Below are 13,829 nucleotides of genomic sequence, written 5' to 3'. Positions count from 1 at the left end.
TCGTCGGCTAGGTTCGAGGCGTGCAGGAGCCCGAGTACCCCCAGCAGCCCACCGACGGCGTCCAGACCCACGAGATCGGCAACCGCACCTACATCGTCGCGAACGTGGACCCGCTCGACGTCGACGGCACCCGCACCGTGGCGGTCGGCTCGGTGCTGTTCCTCGTCGCGTTCTTCCTGCTGCTGCCGTTCTACGGCCGGCTCGCCGACGCCGACCGGACCTGGTGGCTGTGGACCTGCCTGGCCGGGTTCGGCCTCGGGGTCATCGGCTGGGACTACTGCCGCCGGCGCAGGAACCGCCGCCAGGAGCACGAGCAGGAGCCGGAGCAGGGCTGAGCACGGCTCAGCCCGGGCTCAGAAGGTCTCGATCTCGTCGTAGCCGAGGGTGTCGAGCACCGGGTCGGGCAGCGGCTGCGGCTGGCTCTTGGCCGCCAGCTGCGCCTCGGAGTGGGCGCCGCAGCCGTGGTCCCAGGAGACCACCCGGCCGTCGTCGTTGGCCTGCGCGTTGGCGCACACGCCGAACGCCTGGGACAGCGGGCCGGCCAGCCGGACCAGGAAGCCGCAGGTCTCGCAGGTCGCCGGGGCGGCCAGCGCCAGCGGGGACGTCGGGCCGTGGCTGCCCTCGTGCCAGCGCTCGGCGGCCAGGTCGCGGCCCTCGAGGGACAGCACCCGCAGCCGGTTCAGGCCGAGCTCGTAGATGACCTCGCGCACGCTGTCCTGGTCGACGATGTCGTCGCCCGGGTCGCCGGAGAGGTAGCCGGGCACCAGCCGCGGATCGTCCTCCTCGGTGGGCAGGAGGTCGCCCGGGCTGAGGTCGCCGGGCTGGATCCGGTCGCGGTAGGGCAGCCACGGCGGCGCGATGATGGCGTCGTCGCCGGGCAGCAGCACGACCTCGTCGACGGTGACCACCTTCATGCGCGGCGCCCGGGCGACGGTGACCGCCCAGCGCCAGCCGCGGTAGCCGGGCCGGAGGCAGGCGAACAGGTGCGTGGTGACCCGCTCGGCCTCGGCGACGTACCCCAGGGTGTCGCCCACGTCGGCGGCGTCCACGAGCTCGAGGAGCGCCTCGCGGGCAGCATCGACCGCACCCACGCCCACGGAGTCGGGCTTGACGGACCTCGCTGCAGTCATCACGTCCGTGATTGTTCCTTAACGCGCGCCCGGATGTCTCCTCGGGGCGTCCGGCGTGACCGGGTCGTGTCGACAGGCAAGATGGGGACATGCGGCCCGAGGACAGCAGGCACGCCGGCGGCACCGTCGGCGGGAGCGCGGGCCCGCGCCCCGGCGAGGACGCCGACACCGAGGAGCTGCCCGGCCGCTCCGGGGCCAGGATGCGGGCCCGCTCGGTCGCCGGCGGCAGCCGCCGCGCCGCCCGGGCCGCCGCCCGGGGCGCCCGCCGGGCAGGTTCCGGCACCGGCCGGGCGGCCGGCTACACGCTGCGCCAGGCCCGCCGCGCCACCCACGCCGAGGGCGCCGGCGACAGCGGCCTGTCCCGGCTGATCGAGCTGCACGCCTTCAACGGGGCCGGCGACGCGGCGGTGGCCATCTCGCTGGCCGGCACCCTGTTCTTCCAGGTCCCCACCGACCAGGCCCGTGGGCAGGTCGCGCTCTTCCTGGGCCTGACGATGCTGCCGTTCGCGATCGTCGCCCCCCTGATCGGCCCGTTCCTGGACCGCTTCAGCCACGGCCGGCGGTGGGCGATCGGCGCGACGATGGCGCTGCGCGCGTTCCTCTGCTGGGTCCTCGCGGACGCCGTACGCTCCGGCGACTCGGTCGCGCTGTTCCCCGCGGCGCTGGGCTGCCTGGTGGCGTCCAAGGCGTACGGCGTCACCCGGGCCGCCGCGGTGCCCCGGGTGCTGCCGCGCCAGCTCAGCCTGGTCAAGGCGAACTCCCGCATCTCGCTGTCCGCGGTCGCCGGGGCCGCGATCTCCGCGCCGCTGGCGGTCGGGGCGTCGACCTTCGGACCGCAGTGGTCGCTGCGCTACGCCTTCCTGGTCTTCGTCGGCGCGACCGTGCTGGCGATCCTGCTGCCGGCCCGGGTGGACAGCTCGGCCGGCGAGGACGGCGCCGCGGTGACCGGAGTGGGCCGGGCGAAGCGCCCGCCGCTCCCGTACAGCGTGAAGGTGGCGCTGCGGGCGAACACCGGGATGCGGCTGCTGAGCGGCTTCCTGACGATGTTCATGGCGTTCCTGCTGCGCGACGAGCCGTTCCCGGGCTGGGAGGACAAGCCCGCCCTGCTCCTCGGCCTGGTGATCGGGTCCGCCGGCCTGGGCAGCACCATCGGCATCACGCTCGGCTCGGTGCTGCGCCGGATCAGCCCGCAGGTGACCGTGGTGGTGATGCTGCTGGCCGACGCGGCGGTCGCGGTGGTGGTCGCGCTGTTCTACGGGCTGCCGACCGCGGTGCTGCTGGGGCTGACCGCCGGGCTCGCCCAGTCACTCGGCAAGCTCTCGCTCGACGCGCTGATCCAGCGGGAGGTCCCCGAGCGGCGCCGGGCCGGGACCTTCGCGAAGTCCGAGACCCTGCTGCAGCTGTCCTGGGTCGTGGGCGGGTTCATCGGCATCGTGCTGCCGCTGAACCCCGAGCTCGGCCTGGGCGTGGCCGCCGCGATCCTGGTCGCGTGGAGCGGGTGGACGCTCAGCGCGGTGCGCCGCGGCGGGCCCGCCGCACGCCGCGTTTCCTGAGCGGCGGCTACCGTCCTGCCATGCGCATCCTCTTCGTCGGCGGCACCCGTTTCGTGGGCCGCGCCATGGTCGAGTCCGCCCTCAGCGCCGGTCACGAGGTGACCCTGCTGCACCGGGGCGTCACCAACGACCCCGCCCTGGACCGGGTCGAGCACCTGCTGGCCGACCGCAACGGCGACCTGGCGGTGCTCGCCGATCGGGAGTTCGACGCCACCGTCGACGTCTGCGCCTACGTCCCCCGCCATGTGCGGACGCTGGCCGCGGCCCTCGACGGCCGCGGCGGCCACCACGTGCTGGTCTCCTCGGTGTCGGCCTACGCCGAGCCGGCCGGCCCGGGCTACGACGAGGACTCGCCGCTGGCCCGGCTGGACGACCCGACCGTCGAGGAGGTCACCGGCGAGACGTACGGCGGGCTCAAGGTGCTCTGCGAGGAGGCCGCCGCCGAGGCCTACGGCGCCGATCACCTCGCCGTGCTCCGACCGACGTACGTCGTCGGCCCGCACGACTACACCGGCCGGTTCACCTGGTGGGTGCGCCGGGTCGCGGCCGGCGGCGAGGTGCTCGCGCCGGGACCGTACGACGCCCCGATGCAGGTCATCGACGCCCGCGACCAGGGCGACCTCGCCGTCCGGGTGTGCGAGAACGCCACCGCCGGCCCGCTGACCGTGGCGTCCCCGGCGCCGCCGTACGGCTTCGGCGACCTGCTCGACGCGACCGTCGCGGCGGTCGGGCCGGCCGGCACGCAGCTCACCTGGGTCGACCCGGCGTGGTACGCCGAGCAGGGCGGCACCTACCAGAGCGCGCCGCTGTGGACCGAGGGCGCGGCCGAGCACGTGATGGCCGCCGACCCGGCCCGGGCGGTCGCGGCCGGCCTGCGCACGCGGCCGCTGGAGCAGACCATCGCCGACACGTGGGAGTGGATGCAGCAGGCCGGGCCCGAGCCCGTGGCGGAGTGGGGCAGCGCGCCCGAGGACGAGGCCCGGCTGCTGCGCGCCTGGCACGCAGCCGCCGGCTCCTAGAGCTCGAGCTCGTCGGCCAGGGCGCGCAGCACCTTGGCCGTCGGCTTGGCGACCTTGCCGTCGGGGTGCCGGCCGCCGCGGTAGGACCGCTCGATGTTCTCCAGCAGGCCGTAGAGGTCCTCGATGATGTTGACCATGTCGGCCGGCTTCTTGCGCTGGGACTTGGAGACCGCCTTGGCCACGGAGGGCACCGGGTCCAGCAGCCGGACCTGCATGGCCTGGTCGCCCTTGCGGCCCTGGACCAGTCCGAACTCCACGCGCGCGCCGGGCTTGAGCGCGGGGGCACCCGCGGGCAGGGCGTCGGCGCGGACGTAAACATCGCCCCCGTCGTCCTTGGACAGGAAGCCGAAGCCCTTGTCGGCGTCGTACCACTTGACCTTGCCAGTCGGCACGGCTGAACCCCTTTGTGATCACGTGAGTCGGTCGCTCTTTGCTCGAGCAGCAAGAGCCTACGGCCGGGGTGCACCCGGCAGCCACGGAGTTGACGAAAGTGTCCCCGTGGTGGACGCGACCGGACGTCACACTGCACACAAACGACCTGTCATCGGCACGTTACGGCGTTCCGTCGACCACCCGGAGACACACGGCGCCGACGACGGAACCAGTCGTCGCCCTGCCCGCCAGGGCCCGCGAGCGGTGATCGTCGTTGGTCTGGTCATGCTCTACTCGGTCCTGAAGCTCCACGGGATCCTCCAGCACCCCGAGGCGATGCCACGACTTCTCGACTTTCCCCTTGTGGACAAGGGAATTCTGTCTCATCGCGGCACAGAAACTGTCGGTGGTCGCGTCTAGGTTCGACCCATGACCACGACAGCAGATCCCGGGTTCGAGCCGGACACCGACGTGTCCGGGCTGCGGGACCTGGACCGGTCCGCGGTGCTGGACGCGGTGGTCACCGCGCGCCGCACCGCGGACCGGCAGGAGGCCCGGCTGCTGGCCGCGGCGGTGGCCTGGGTGGACCTGCACCCGGTCACCGAGCAGACCCCGGCCGCGGTGTTCGGGGCCGGCACCCGGCCCGGGCCGCTCGGGCACGGGCTCGCCCTCGACGGCGAGGTCCCGCTGGCCGGGCCGGGCACCCCGGGCATCGCGCAGTACGCCGTGGAGGAGCTGGCCGCCGCACTGGACCTGTCCTTCGCCGCCGGGCTGCGGCTGGTCGGTGAGGCCGTCGAGCTGTGCTTCCGGCTGCCCCGGCTGTGGCGCTGGTCCAAGACGGCCGGCTGCAGGCCTGGAAGGCCCGCCAGGTCGCCCGCGCCACCACCGGACTGGGCTCCGTGTCGGTGGCGTTCGTGGACCGGCACCTCGCGGTGGCCGGCCGACACAACCGGGTTCCGGCGCTGAACCCGGTGCTGCACGAGGCCCGGCTGCGCTGCGACCCGGACCAGGCCGCCGCCGTCGAGCAGCTCGCCCTGGAGCACCGCGGCGTCTGGTTCGAGCACCGCGACTCCACCGCGGTGACCACGATGACCGCCCGGCTCGACACCCTGGACGCCCTGGACCTCGACTCCACCCTGGCCGACCTCGCCTCCACCCTGGGCCGGCTCGGCGACCACCGCCCCCTCGACCTCCGGCGGGCCACCGCGCTCGGGATGCTCGCCCACCCGCAACGCACCCTCGCCCTGGCCCACGGCCCGCAGTCGGATCCCGAGACGTCGCCCGGCCCCGGCGCGCCGGGGCTCAACGGGGCGCACGGCACCCTCTACCTGCACGTGGACGCCGCCGACCTGGCCGACCCCTCCCGCGGTGGCGGGTCGGTGGAGCGGCTCGGTACCGCCACCCTGGCCCTGCTGCGGGACTGGCTGCAACGGCTGGCCGGGGTCAGTGTGCGACCGGCCCTGGTCCCGACCCGCACCGACGCGGTGGACGGCCACGACGCGCCGGGGTGGATGCGGGAGCTGGTGCGGCTGCGCGACCGGCACTGCGTGTTCCCCGGTTGCAGCACCGACGCCCGGTCCTGCGACCTGGACCACCTACGGCCCTACCTCCCCCCCCGACCAGGGCGGACCACCCGGCCAGACCAGCCCGGCGAACCTGGCCTGCCTGTGCCGGCGGCACCACCGGATGAAGACCCTCGCCGGCTGGGCCTACCGGCGCGTCCCCGAGGACCCGCTGAGCGACCCGCCAGGTGGCGAGACCACCTACGAGTGGACCAGCCCCCTGCAGCGCACCTACCGCGTCACCATCTCCTCCCACTGAACAGTGCTTCGGAGTCGCCGCACCTCGTCAACGGTTCCCCGAGCGCAGCGCCATGCCTCCCGGCACCCCCACTGTCGACGATCCAGCACGTCCGAGACCCGGGTCGGGCTGTGCTGAGGCCCGGGTCGGGCTGTGCTGGGCGGGAGGTCAGCGGAACTGCTCCGGCTCGGGCAGCAGCTCGTTCATCGAGCCCGACCGGAACCCGTGCCGGTCCACCTCGGCCTCCTCGAAGCCGGCGTCCCGCACCGCCTCGAGGACCGCCGGGCAGGCGTCCACCTCGGCGAGCCGGTCGGCGTCGACCTCGAGCCGGCCCCGGTCCCCGACGTCGCGCACCCGCACGTTCCGTACGTCGATCCCGGCGGCGTCGAGCGCCGCCCGCACCCCGGCCTCGGCGCGCTCGACGCGGGCCAGCCGGAACGGGCTGACCTCGATGCCGAAGGCGACCCGGCTCGACAGGCACGCCGCGGCGGGCTTGTCCCAGGTGGGCAGGTCCCAGCGCCGCGACGCGAGCCGGATCTGCTCCTTGGTGAGGCCGGCGTCGCGCAGCGGGGTGGCGGCGCCCCGTTCGGCGGCGGCCCGGATGCCCGGCCGGAACCCGGCCACCGCGTCGTCGGCGTTGGTGCCGGTGGCGACCCGGGCGAAGCCGTGCTCCTCGCCCAGCGGCCAGAGCACGTCGAGCAGCTCGGCCTTGCAGAAGTAGCAGCGGTCGCCGGCGTTGGCGCGGTAGCCCTCGCGGTCCATCTCGTGGGTCTCCGGGGTGAAGACCCGGACCCCGAGCGACGCCGCGAGGTCGAGGGCCGGGGAGCGCTCGCTCTGCGGCAGGGAGTCGGAGTAGGCGGTGGCCGCACCGACCCGGTCGGCGCCGAGGGCGCGGACCGCCGCCGCGAGCAGGAACGCGCTGTCCGCTCCGCCGCTGTAGGCGACCAGCACCGACCCGTAGGACCGCAGCTCCGCCTCGAGCGCGGCCAGCCGGACGTCGAGGACGTGGGCGTCCAGCCAGGCGGGCAGCTCGGTCAGGTCGTGCAGCACCACGTCGGTCCCGGCGTCCCGGAGCTCCTGCTCGGTGCAGCCGCCGGTCAGCACCGACACGCTGACCGCCCCGGCCGCGCGGGCACCCTCGACGTCATGGACGTGGTCACCGACGTAGACGCTCGCGCCGTGCTCGACCAGCACCGCGCCCTTGCCGACCCCCAGACCTCGCCGACCAGGGCGTCCGCGTCGAGGTCGAGCGCCTCGAGGTGCAGGGCCGCGTTGGGGCGGTACTTCCCGGTGACCACGACGCTGCGACCGCCGTGCCGACGTACGGCGTCCAGGGCGGCGTGCGCTCCGGGGAACGTCCCGGTCGGCGCGATCGCGTGCGCGGGGTAGTGCGCCCGGAACCGCGCGACCAGGCCCGGCAGGTCCTCGGCGGGGTAGTGCGGCGCGAGCATCAGGTCGAGCGGCGGGCCGAGCCGGTTGCTGAGGTCCTCGACGTCCAGGACGGTGCCGGTCTCCTCCGCGAGCACCGACAGCGTCGCCGCGAACCCGGGGCGGGTGTCGATGAGCGTCATGTCGAGGTCGAAACCCACGACGAGCTGAGCGGGATCAGGCATGGGGTGAGCGTATGTCGAGGTTCCTGTTGAAGCAGCCTGGGGCCCCTGCGACGATGGGGGGCCGCGAGGCGCCCGCCCCGCGATCGCAGAGAGGCGGCCCGGTGTTCCCCCGAACGCACCTCGTGCGCCGCGCCGCTGCGCTGGCCGCCGGATCCGCCCTGCTCACGGCCGGCCTGGCCGCCGCACCGGGCACCGCCGCCGCCAAGGGCACGATCCCCGACCCGCTGCGGGCCACGGCCCCCGGGGTGTACGTCGTCACGCTGACCGCGCCGCCCGCCGCGTCGTACGCCGCGACCCGGCCCACCGGCGGCGCGCGCTTCGACCGGGCCCGGCCGGCCGTCACGGCCTACACCGCCCGGCTGACCGCCGAGCAGGACCGGGTCGTGCACGCCCTGGGCGACCCCGCGGTGCTCTACCGCTACTCGACCGCGCTGAACGGCTTCGCGGCGACGCTGACCAGCGACCAGGTCCGGCAGGCGCGCGTCACGCCGGGGGTCACCCTCGTCGAGCGCAGCACCAAGCAGCACGTCGACCGGGTGCGGTCGAGCGCCGCCGCCGCACCGGTCGTCGGCAGCAGCTCGCGCAACCTGCTCGGCCTCGCCGGCCCGGACGGCGTCTGGGCCCGGCACGGCGGCCCGCAGCGCGCCGGGCACGGGGTCGTGGTCGGCGTCGTGGACACCGGCATCTGGCCGGACAACCCGAGCTTCAGCGGCCTGCCGCAGCGCACCCCCGGCACCGCGCCGCAGCTCCCCGGCTTCCACGGCGCCTGCGCCGCCGGCGAGGAGTGGGCGCCCGAGGACTGCAACGACAAGGTCGTCTCGGCCCGCTGGTTCGTCAGCGGGTTCGGCGAGGAGAACGTCGCCGGCGCGGAGTACCTCTCCCCCCGGGACGGCACCGGCCACGGCTCGCACGTCGCGTCGACGGCCGCGGGCGACCACGACGTCCGCGTCGAGGTCGATGGGCAGCGCTTCGGCACCACCTCGGGGATGGCGCCGGCGGCCCGGCTCGCGGTCTACAAGGCCTGCTGGACCGCCCCGGACCCGAGCCAGGACGGCTGCACGACCGCCGACACGGTCGCCGCGGTCGACCAGGCGGTGTCCGACGGCGTCGACGTCCTGAACTACTCGGTGTCCGGCAGCCGCCGCGTCGACGACGCCGTCGAGCGCGCGTTCCTGGGTGCGGCCACCGCCGGGGTCTTCGTGGCCACCTCGGCCGGTAACGACGGGCCCGCGGCGGACTCCGTCGGCCACGTCTCGCCGTGGGTCACCACGGTGGCGGCGAGCACCCACCACGTCTTCCAGGGCGCGGTCCGGCTCGGCGACGGCCGCTCGTTCGTGGGCGCGATGGTCTCCGACCAGCCGGTGCGCTCCACCCGCCTGGTGCTCGGCGCCGACGTCGCGGCCCCGGGCGCCACCCCCGACTCGGCCCGGTTGTGCGAGGCGGGCAGCCTCGACGCCGCGCGGACGCAGGGCCGGATCGTGGTCTGCGACCGCGGCGACGGCGCCCGCGTGGACAAGTCCGCGACCGTCGCCACCGCCGGCGGGGCCGGCATGGTGCTGGCCAACACCCGTCCGCAGAGCACCGACGCCGACGTGCACGCCGTGCCCACCGTGCACCTGGACCTGACCGCGTCGGCCGCGGTCCGGGCCTATGCCCGGCAGCCCGGCGCGACCGCCCGCCTCGACCCGCGCGACCGCTCCGACAGCCGGGTGCCCACGGCGGCCGGCTTCTCCGGGCGCGGCCCGGCGCTCGAGGCCGGCGGCGACGTGCTCAAGCCCGACCTGACCGCCCCGGGCGTGGGCGTGCTCGGCGCGGTGGCCCCGGCATCGGACTCCGGCCGGTCGTGGGACCTCGCGTCCGGCACGTCGGCCAGCGCCCCGCACGTGGCGGGCCTGGCGGCGTTCATCGCCGGCGTGCACCCGGACTGGTCGGTCTCCCGCATCAAGTCCGCGATGATGACCACCGCCTACGACCTGCACGGCCCGCACGGGCCGCTCGTCGAGGGCGCCGGCCACGTCGACCCGTCGGCGTTCCTCGACCCGGGCCTGGTCTTCGACACCCCGGCGTCGTCCTGGCAGCGGTACGTCGCCGGGCGGATCGACGCCAGCGACGTCAACGCGCCGTCCCTCGCGATCGGCGACCTGGTCGGCCCCACCACCGTCACCCGCACGGTCACCAACGTGAGCAGCCGCCGGGAGTCCTACTCCGTGCGCAAGCGCGGCCTCGCCGACGTCGACGTGCAGGCCTTCCCGGCGACCGTGCGGCTGCGCCCCGGGCAGAGCCGCACGGTCCGGCTGCGGATCACCGCCCGGCCGTCCGCGACCGTCGACCGGGACGTCACCGGCTGGCTGGTGTGGCGCGGCGACCGGCACCGGGTGCGGATCCCGGTCGCGGTGCGCCCGACCGTCGTCGCCGCTCCCCGCCAGGTCACCGGCAGCGGTGCCAGCGGCAGCGTCTCGGTCACCGGACGCTCCGGCAACGGCCGCACCGTCAAGCTCCGCAGCAGCGGCCTGGTGCCGGCGACCACGACCCCCCTCGCCCTGACACCGGGCCCGTTCGACGTGACCGCACCCGCGGCGGACGCGGCCACCGCCTCCCGGCAGGTCACCGTCCCGGCCGGCACCGACGTGGCCCGTTTCACCACGGCCAGCGGCGCCGCCGGTGACGACGTCGACCTCTACGTCTACCGCGACGGCGTGCTGGTGGACGGCTCGACGGGCTCCTCCCCCGAGGCCGAGGTCACCCTGACCGACCCCGCGCCCGGCAGCTACACGGTCTACGTGCACGCCGCCTCCGCGGAGAACGGCTCGACCGTCGCCGGCGCGCTGCAGACCTGGGTCGTCCCCGGCAGCGGCGCGGCCCCGGTCACGCTGAGCACCGACGCGGTCGGCTTCGCCCCCGGCCAGCGGTTCCGCTACTCCGCGTCGTGGGTCGGGCTGGACGCGGCCACCAGCTACCTCGGGGTGCTGACCTACGGCGACACCGCGGCCCGCACCCTGCTCGCGGTCAACTGACGCTCGACTCCCCCGGTCGCCGGCTAGGGCAGGCGGCGGGTGACGTGCGCGTCGAGCAGCCCGAGCGGCATCGGACCGGAGTCCAGCACCGCGTCGTGGAACGCCTTGATGTCGAACGCCGTGCCCTGCCGGGCCTCCGCCTCGCGCCGGATCCGCTGGATCTCCAGCCGCCCGATCATGTAGGACAGTGCCTGCCCGGGGGTGACGGCGTACCGGTCGATCTCCGCGCCGATGTGGCCGGCCCGCATCGGGGAGTTCGCGAGCATGTAGTCGACCGCCTGCTGCCGGCTCCAGCCGAGCGCGTGCATCCCGGTGTCGACGACCAGCCGGCAGGCGCGCATCGAGTCCGCCGACAGCATCCCGACCCGGTCCAGCGGGGTGGAGTAGAGCCCCATCTCGTCGGCGAGTCGCTCGGTGTAGAGCCCCCAGCCCTCGCCGTACGCCGCGATGAAGGCGCGCTTGCGGAACTCCGGGACGTCGTCGAGCTCGGCGGCGATGGCCAGCTGGAGGTGGTGGCCCGGGATGCCCTCGTGGTAGCTGGTGTTCTCGATCTCGTAGCGGCCCCAGCCCTCGGGGTCGGCGACGTTCATGAAGAACACCCCGCCGCGCGAGCCGTCCTTGGGCGGCGCGAAGTAGTAGGCGATCGCGCCGCTGGTGGTCGCCTCGACGTCGCAGTCGGACTGCGGCAGCCGGCCGAACCAGTCCCCCATCGCCGCACGGGCCTTCGCCATCGCGGTCTTGGAGTCCGCGACGATCTCGTCGCCGCTGGTGTGGTGCATGGCCGGGTCGTCGCGCAGCGCGGCGAAGACCGACGGCACGTCGTCGGTGCCGACCACCTGGGGGCCGAGGTCGCGGTACTCCTCCGCGAGGGCGGCCACCTGGCGCAGCCCGGTCTCGTGGATCTCCTCGGGGGTCCGGTCGGTGGTGGTGAAGAACCGGGCCAGCCCGGCGTAGACCGCGTCGCCGTCGGGGAGGTAGGTCATCCCGCACCGCTCGTCGGGCCGCGCGTGCGGCGCCACCTCGTCGCGGAGCACGTCGCGGTAGCGCTCGGCCGCCGGACGCACCTGCTTCTGCACGACGGCCAGCAGCCGCTCGTGCCAGCGGGCGGCGTCGACGCCGGCGGGCGGGTCCTGCACGCCCAGCATCGGGTCCTCGCCGATCGGCGTGGCGAGCCAGGCGTCGAGCTGCTGGACGGTCTGCCGGACCGCGAAGTCGGCCGGGGTGCGTCCCGACGCGACGCCCTCCCGGTGCCGCTCCGCGACCTGGTCGAGGTGGGCCGCGACGCCCTCGAACTTGGCCACCATCGCCTCGGCGACCTCGGCGTCGGGCACGGCGAGCTTGGGGACGTAGACCCCGAGGCTGGCCTGCACGCCGAAGATCGGGTTGGCCATCAGCTCGGCGGTGCGGCCGGCGAGCAGCTCGGCGCGTGAGGACGCGTCCCACACCAGCATCGACCGGGTGATCCGGTCGCCGTCGTCGAGGCCGGTCTCGTCGACCGCCTCCGCCCGCGCGGCCAGCGCCCGGGCCTCGGCGATCGCCGCGTCCTCGCCGGCGCGGCTGACGTCCTCGTAGCGGTCGGCGTAGGCGTACTCCCCGATCATGTGCGCCCACGTGGGCGTCGTACGCAGGCGGTAGTCGTAGTAGTCGGCCGCCAGCCGGTCGAGCTCTTCGTTCATGGGTCCCCCCTCAGGCCAGGCCGAGCTGCTCGGCGGTCTCCTCGCGCATCTGCACCTTGCGGATCTTGCCAGTGACCGTCATCGGGAACTCGTCGACCACCATCACGTAGCGCGGGATCTTGTAGTGCGACAGCCTGCCGGTCGCGAACTCCCGCACCGCGGCGGCGTCCAGCGGCTCGGCGCCGGCGCGCATCTTGATCCAGGCGCACAGCTCCTCGCCGTACTTCTCGTCGGGCACGCCGATCACCTGGACGTCCTCGATGTCGGGGTGCGTGTAGAGGAACTCCTCGATCTCGCGCGGGTAGATGTTCTCACCGCCGCGGATCACCATGTCCTTGATCCGGCCGACGATGTTGGCGTAGCCGTCCTCGCGCATCACGGCGAGGTCCCCGGTGTGCATCCAGCCGTCGGGGTCGATGGCCTCGGCGGTCTTCTCCGGGTCGTTCCAGTAGCCGATCATCACCGAGTACCCGCGGGTGCACAGCTCGCCGGTCTCGCCCCGTTCGACGGTCTCGCCGGTCGCCGGGTCGACCACCTTGATCTCGACGTGCGGGTGGACCCGGCCGATGGTCGACGTACGGCGGTCGAGGTCGTCGTCGCTGCGGGTCTGGGTGGACACCGGCGAGGTCTCGGTCATGCCGTAGGCGATCGACACCCCGGCCATGTGCATGTCGGACAGGCAGCGCTTCATCACCTCGACCGGGCAGATCGAGCCGGCCATGATCCCGGTGCGCAGCGTGGACAGGTCGTAGTCCGCGAAGTCCGGGGCGTTCTGCATCGCGATGAACATCGTCGGGACGCCGTACACGCCGGTGCAGCGCTCGTCCTGGACGGTCCTCAGCGTCACGGACGGGTCGAACCCGGGGGCCGGGATGACCATCGCGGCGCCGTGGGTGGTGCAGCCCAGGTTGCCCATCACCATCCCGAAGCAGTGGTAGAAGGGCACCGGGATCGCCAACCGGTCCTGCTCGGTGAAGTCGATCGCCTCGGTGACGAAGAAGCCGTTGTTGAGGATGTTGCGGTGGCTCAGCGTGGCGCCCTTGGGGAAGCCGGTGGTGCCCGACGTGTACTGGATGTTGATCGGGTCGCGGGGGTCCAGCGCGCTCATCCGCTCGCGCAGCGCCTCCTCTGCGACCGCGGCGCCGCCGGCGACCAGCTCGTCCCAGTCCGGGGTGCCGATGTAGACCGTGCGCTCCAGGGCGTGGGTGTCGGAGGAGACCTCCTCGACCATCGCGCGGTAGTCGCTGGACTTGAAGCTCTCGGCGCTGACCAGCAGCCTGAGACCGGACTGGTTGAGCGCGTAGGCCAGCTCGTGGGTGCGGTAGGCCGGGTTGACGTTGACGATGATCGCGCCGATCTTGGCGGTGGCGTACTGCACCAGCGTCCACTCCGCGCAGTTCGGCGCCCAGATCCCGACCCGGTCGCCCTTCGCGACGCCGGCGGCCATCAGCCCCCGCGCCAGCGCGTTCACGTCCGCGTCGAGCTCGGCGTACGTCCACCGCCGGCCGCTGGCCACCTCGACGAGCGCCTCGCGGGCACCGTGCCGGGCCACCACGCTCTCGAAGTGGTCCCCGATCGTCTGCTCGAGCAGGGGCGGGGTGGTCTCTCCGGCGGCGTAGGACTCCATGCCTCGCAGACTAGTGAGCGGCCCG

General features: G+C 74.4%; 12 protein-coding genes. 6 read left to right on the top strand and 6 right to left on the bottom strand.

Annotated elements, in window-relative coordinates:
* Positions 1–20: 20 nt before the first annotated feature.
* Positions 21–335, top strand: a complete 315-nt coding sequence (locus KRR39_RS23430; RefSeq protein ID WP_254185381.1) for a DUF2530 domain-containing protein — start codon at positions 21–23, stop codon at positions 333–335.
* An 18-nt stretch (positions 336–353) separates the two neighbouring features.
* Here KRR39_RS23430 and KRR39_RS23425 read toward each other — a convergent pair whose 3' ends face one another.
* The gene (locus KRR39_RS23425; RefSeq protein ID WP_216939742.1) at positions 354–1,130 is read right to left on the bottom strand and encodes a DUF3027 domain-containing protein; all 777 of its coding nucleotides are present in this window, start codon (positions 1,128–1,130) and stop codon (positions 354–356) included.
* A gap of 89 nt (positions 1,131–1,219) precedes the next feature.
* Between KRR39_RS23425 and KRR39_RS23420 the strand changes: the two genes are divergently transcribed.
* Together KRR39_RS23420 and KRR39_RS23415 are read left to right on the top strand one after the other, a co-directional pair.
* Positions 1,220–2,683: an MFS transporter gene (locus KRR39_RS23420; protein ID WP_254185380.1), complete on the top strand. Its 1,464-nt coding sequence runs from the start codon at positions 1,220–1,222 to the stop codon at positions 2,681–2,683.
* A gap of 20 nt (positions 2,684–2,703) precedes the next feature.
* Positions 2,704–3,702 (top strand): NAD-dependent epimerase/dehydratase family protein, encoded by a 999-nt coding sequence (locus KRR39_RS23415; RefSeq protein WP_216939741.1) that lies wholly within the window; start codon positions 2,704–2,706, stop codon positions 3,700–3,702.
* On the opposite strand, the gene KRR39_RS23410 is transcribed toward KRR39_RS23415, so the two are convergent.
* A complete protein-coding gene (locus tag KRR39_RS23410; RefSeq protein ID WP_216939740.1) occupies positions 3,699–4,094 on the bottom strand; it encodes a cold-shock protein in 396 nt (131 codons plus the stop codon). The two genes, KRR39_RS23415 and KRR39_RS23410, sit on opposite strands and share 4 nt — an antisense overlap.
* A 409-nt stretch (positions 4,095–4,503) precedes the next feature.
* Between KRR39_RS23410 and KRR39_RS23405 the strand changes: the two genes are divergently transcribed.
* Both KRR39_RS23405 and KRR39_RS25725 read left to right on the top strand, forming a co-directional pair.
* Positions 4,504–5,040 (top strand): hypothetical protein, encoded by a 537-nt coding sequence (locus tag KRR39_RS23405; protein WP_216939739.1) that lies wholly within the window; start codon positions 4,504–4,506, stop codon positions 5,038–5,040.
* 720 nt (positions 5,041–5,760) lie between these two features.
* The gene (locus tag KRR39_RS25725) at positions 5,761–5,895 is read left to right on the top strand and encodes a hypothetical protein (protein WP_302053526.1); all 135 of its coding nucleotides are present in this window, start codon (positions 5,761–5,763) and stop codon (positions 5,893–5,895) included.
* A gap of 147 nt (positions 5,896–6,042) precedes the next feature.
* On the opposite strand, the gene larE is transcribed toward KRR39_RS25725, so the two are convergent.
* Both larE and KRR39_RS25420 read right to left on the bottom strand, forming a co-directional pair.
* Positions 6,043–7,068, bottom strand: coding sequence for an ATP-dependent sacrificial sulfur transferase LarE (larE, locus tag KRR39_RS23400; RefSeq protein WP_254185379.1), 1,026 nt, complete (start codon positions 7,066–7,068; stop codon positions 6,043–6,045).
* The gene (locus KRR39_RS25420; RefSeq protein WP_254185378.1) at positions 6,972–7,487 is read right to left on the bottom strand and encodes an HAD family hydrolase; all 516 of its coding nucleotides are present in this window, start codon (positions 7,485–7,487) and stop codon (positions 6,972–6,974) included. The genes larE and KRR39_RS25420 overlap by 97 nt, the downstream gene beginning before the upstream one ends.
* Positions 7,488–7,588: 101 nt before the next feature.
* Here KRR39_RS25420 and KRR39_RS23395 point away from each other — a divergent pair, with 101 nt between their 5' ends.
* A complete protein-coding gene (locus tag KRR39_RS23395) occupies positions 7,589–10,501 on the top strand; it encodes a S8 family serine peptidase (protein ID WP_216939738.1) in 2,913 nt (970 codons plus the stop codon).
* Between the two features lie 23 nt (positions 10,502–10,524).
* Here the strand turns inward: KRR39_RS23395 and KRR39_RS23390 are convergent, their stop codons facing one another.
* On the bottom strand, positions 10,525–12,177 hold the full coding sequence (locus tag KRR39_RS23390; RefSeq protein WP_216939737.1) for a DUF885 domain-containing protein: 1,653 nt from the start codon (positions 12,175–12,177) through the stop codon (positions 10,525–10,527).
* A gap of 10 nt (positions 12,178–12,187) precedes the next feature.
* Positions 12,188–13,804: an AMP-binding protein gene (locus tag KRR39_RS23385; protein WP_216939736.1), complete on the bottom strand. Its 1,617-nt coding sequence runs from the start codon at positions 13,802–13,804 to the stop codon at positions 12,188–12,190.
* Positions 13,805–13,829: the final 25 nt, after the last annotated feature.

It is taken from the genome of Nocardioides panacis (assembly GCF_019039255.1).
Taxonomy (GTDB): Bacteria; Actinomycetota; Actinomycetes; order Propionibacteriales; family Nocardioidaceae; genus Nocardioides_B; species Nocardioides_B panacis.
This window is presented reverse-complemented; position numbering and strand designations above follow the sequence as displayed.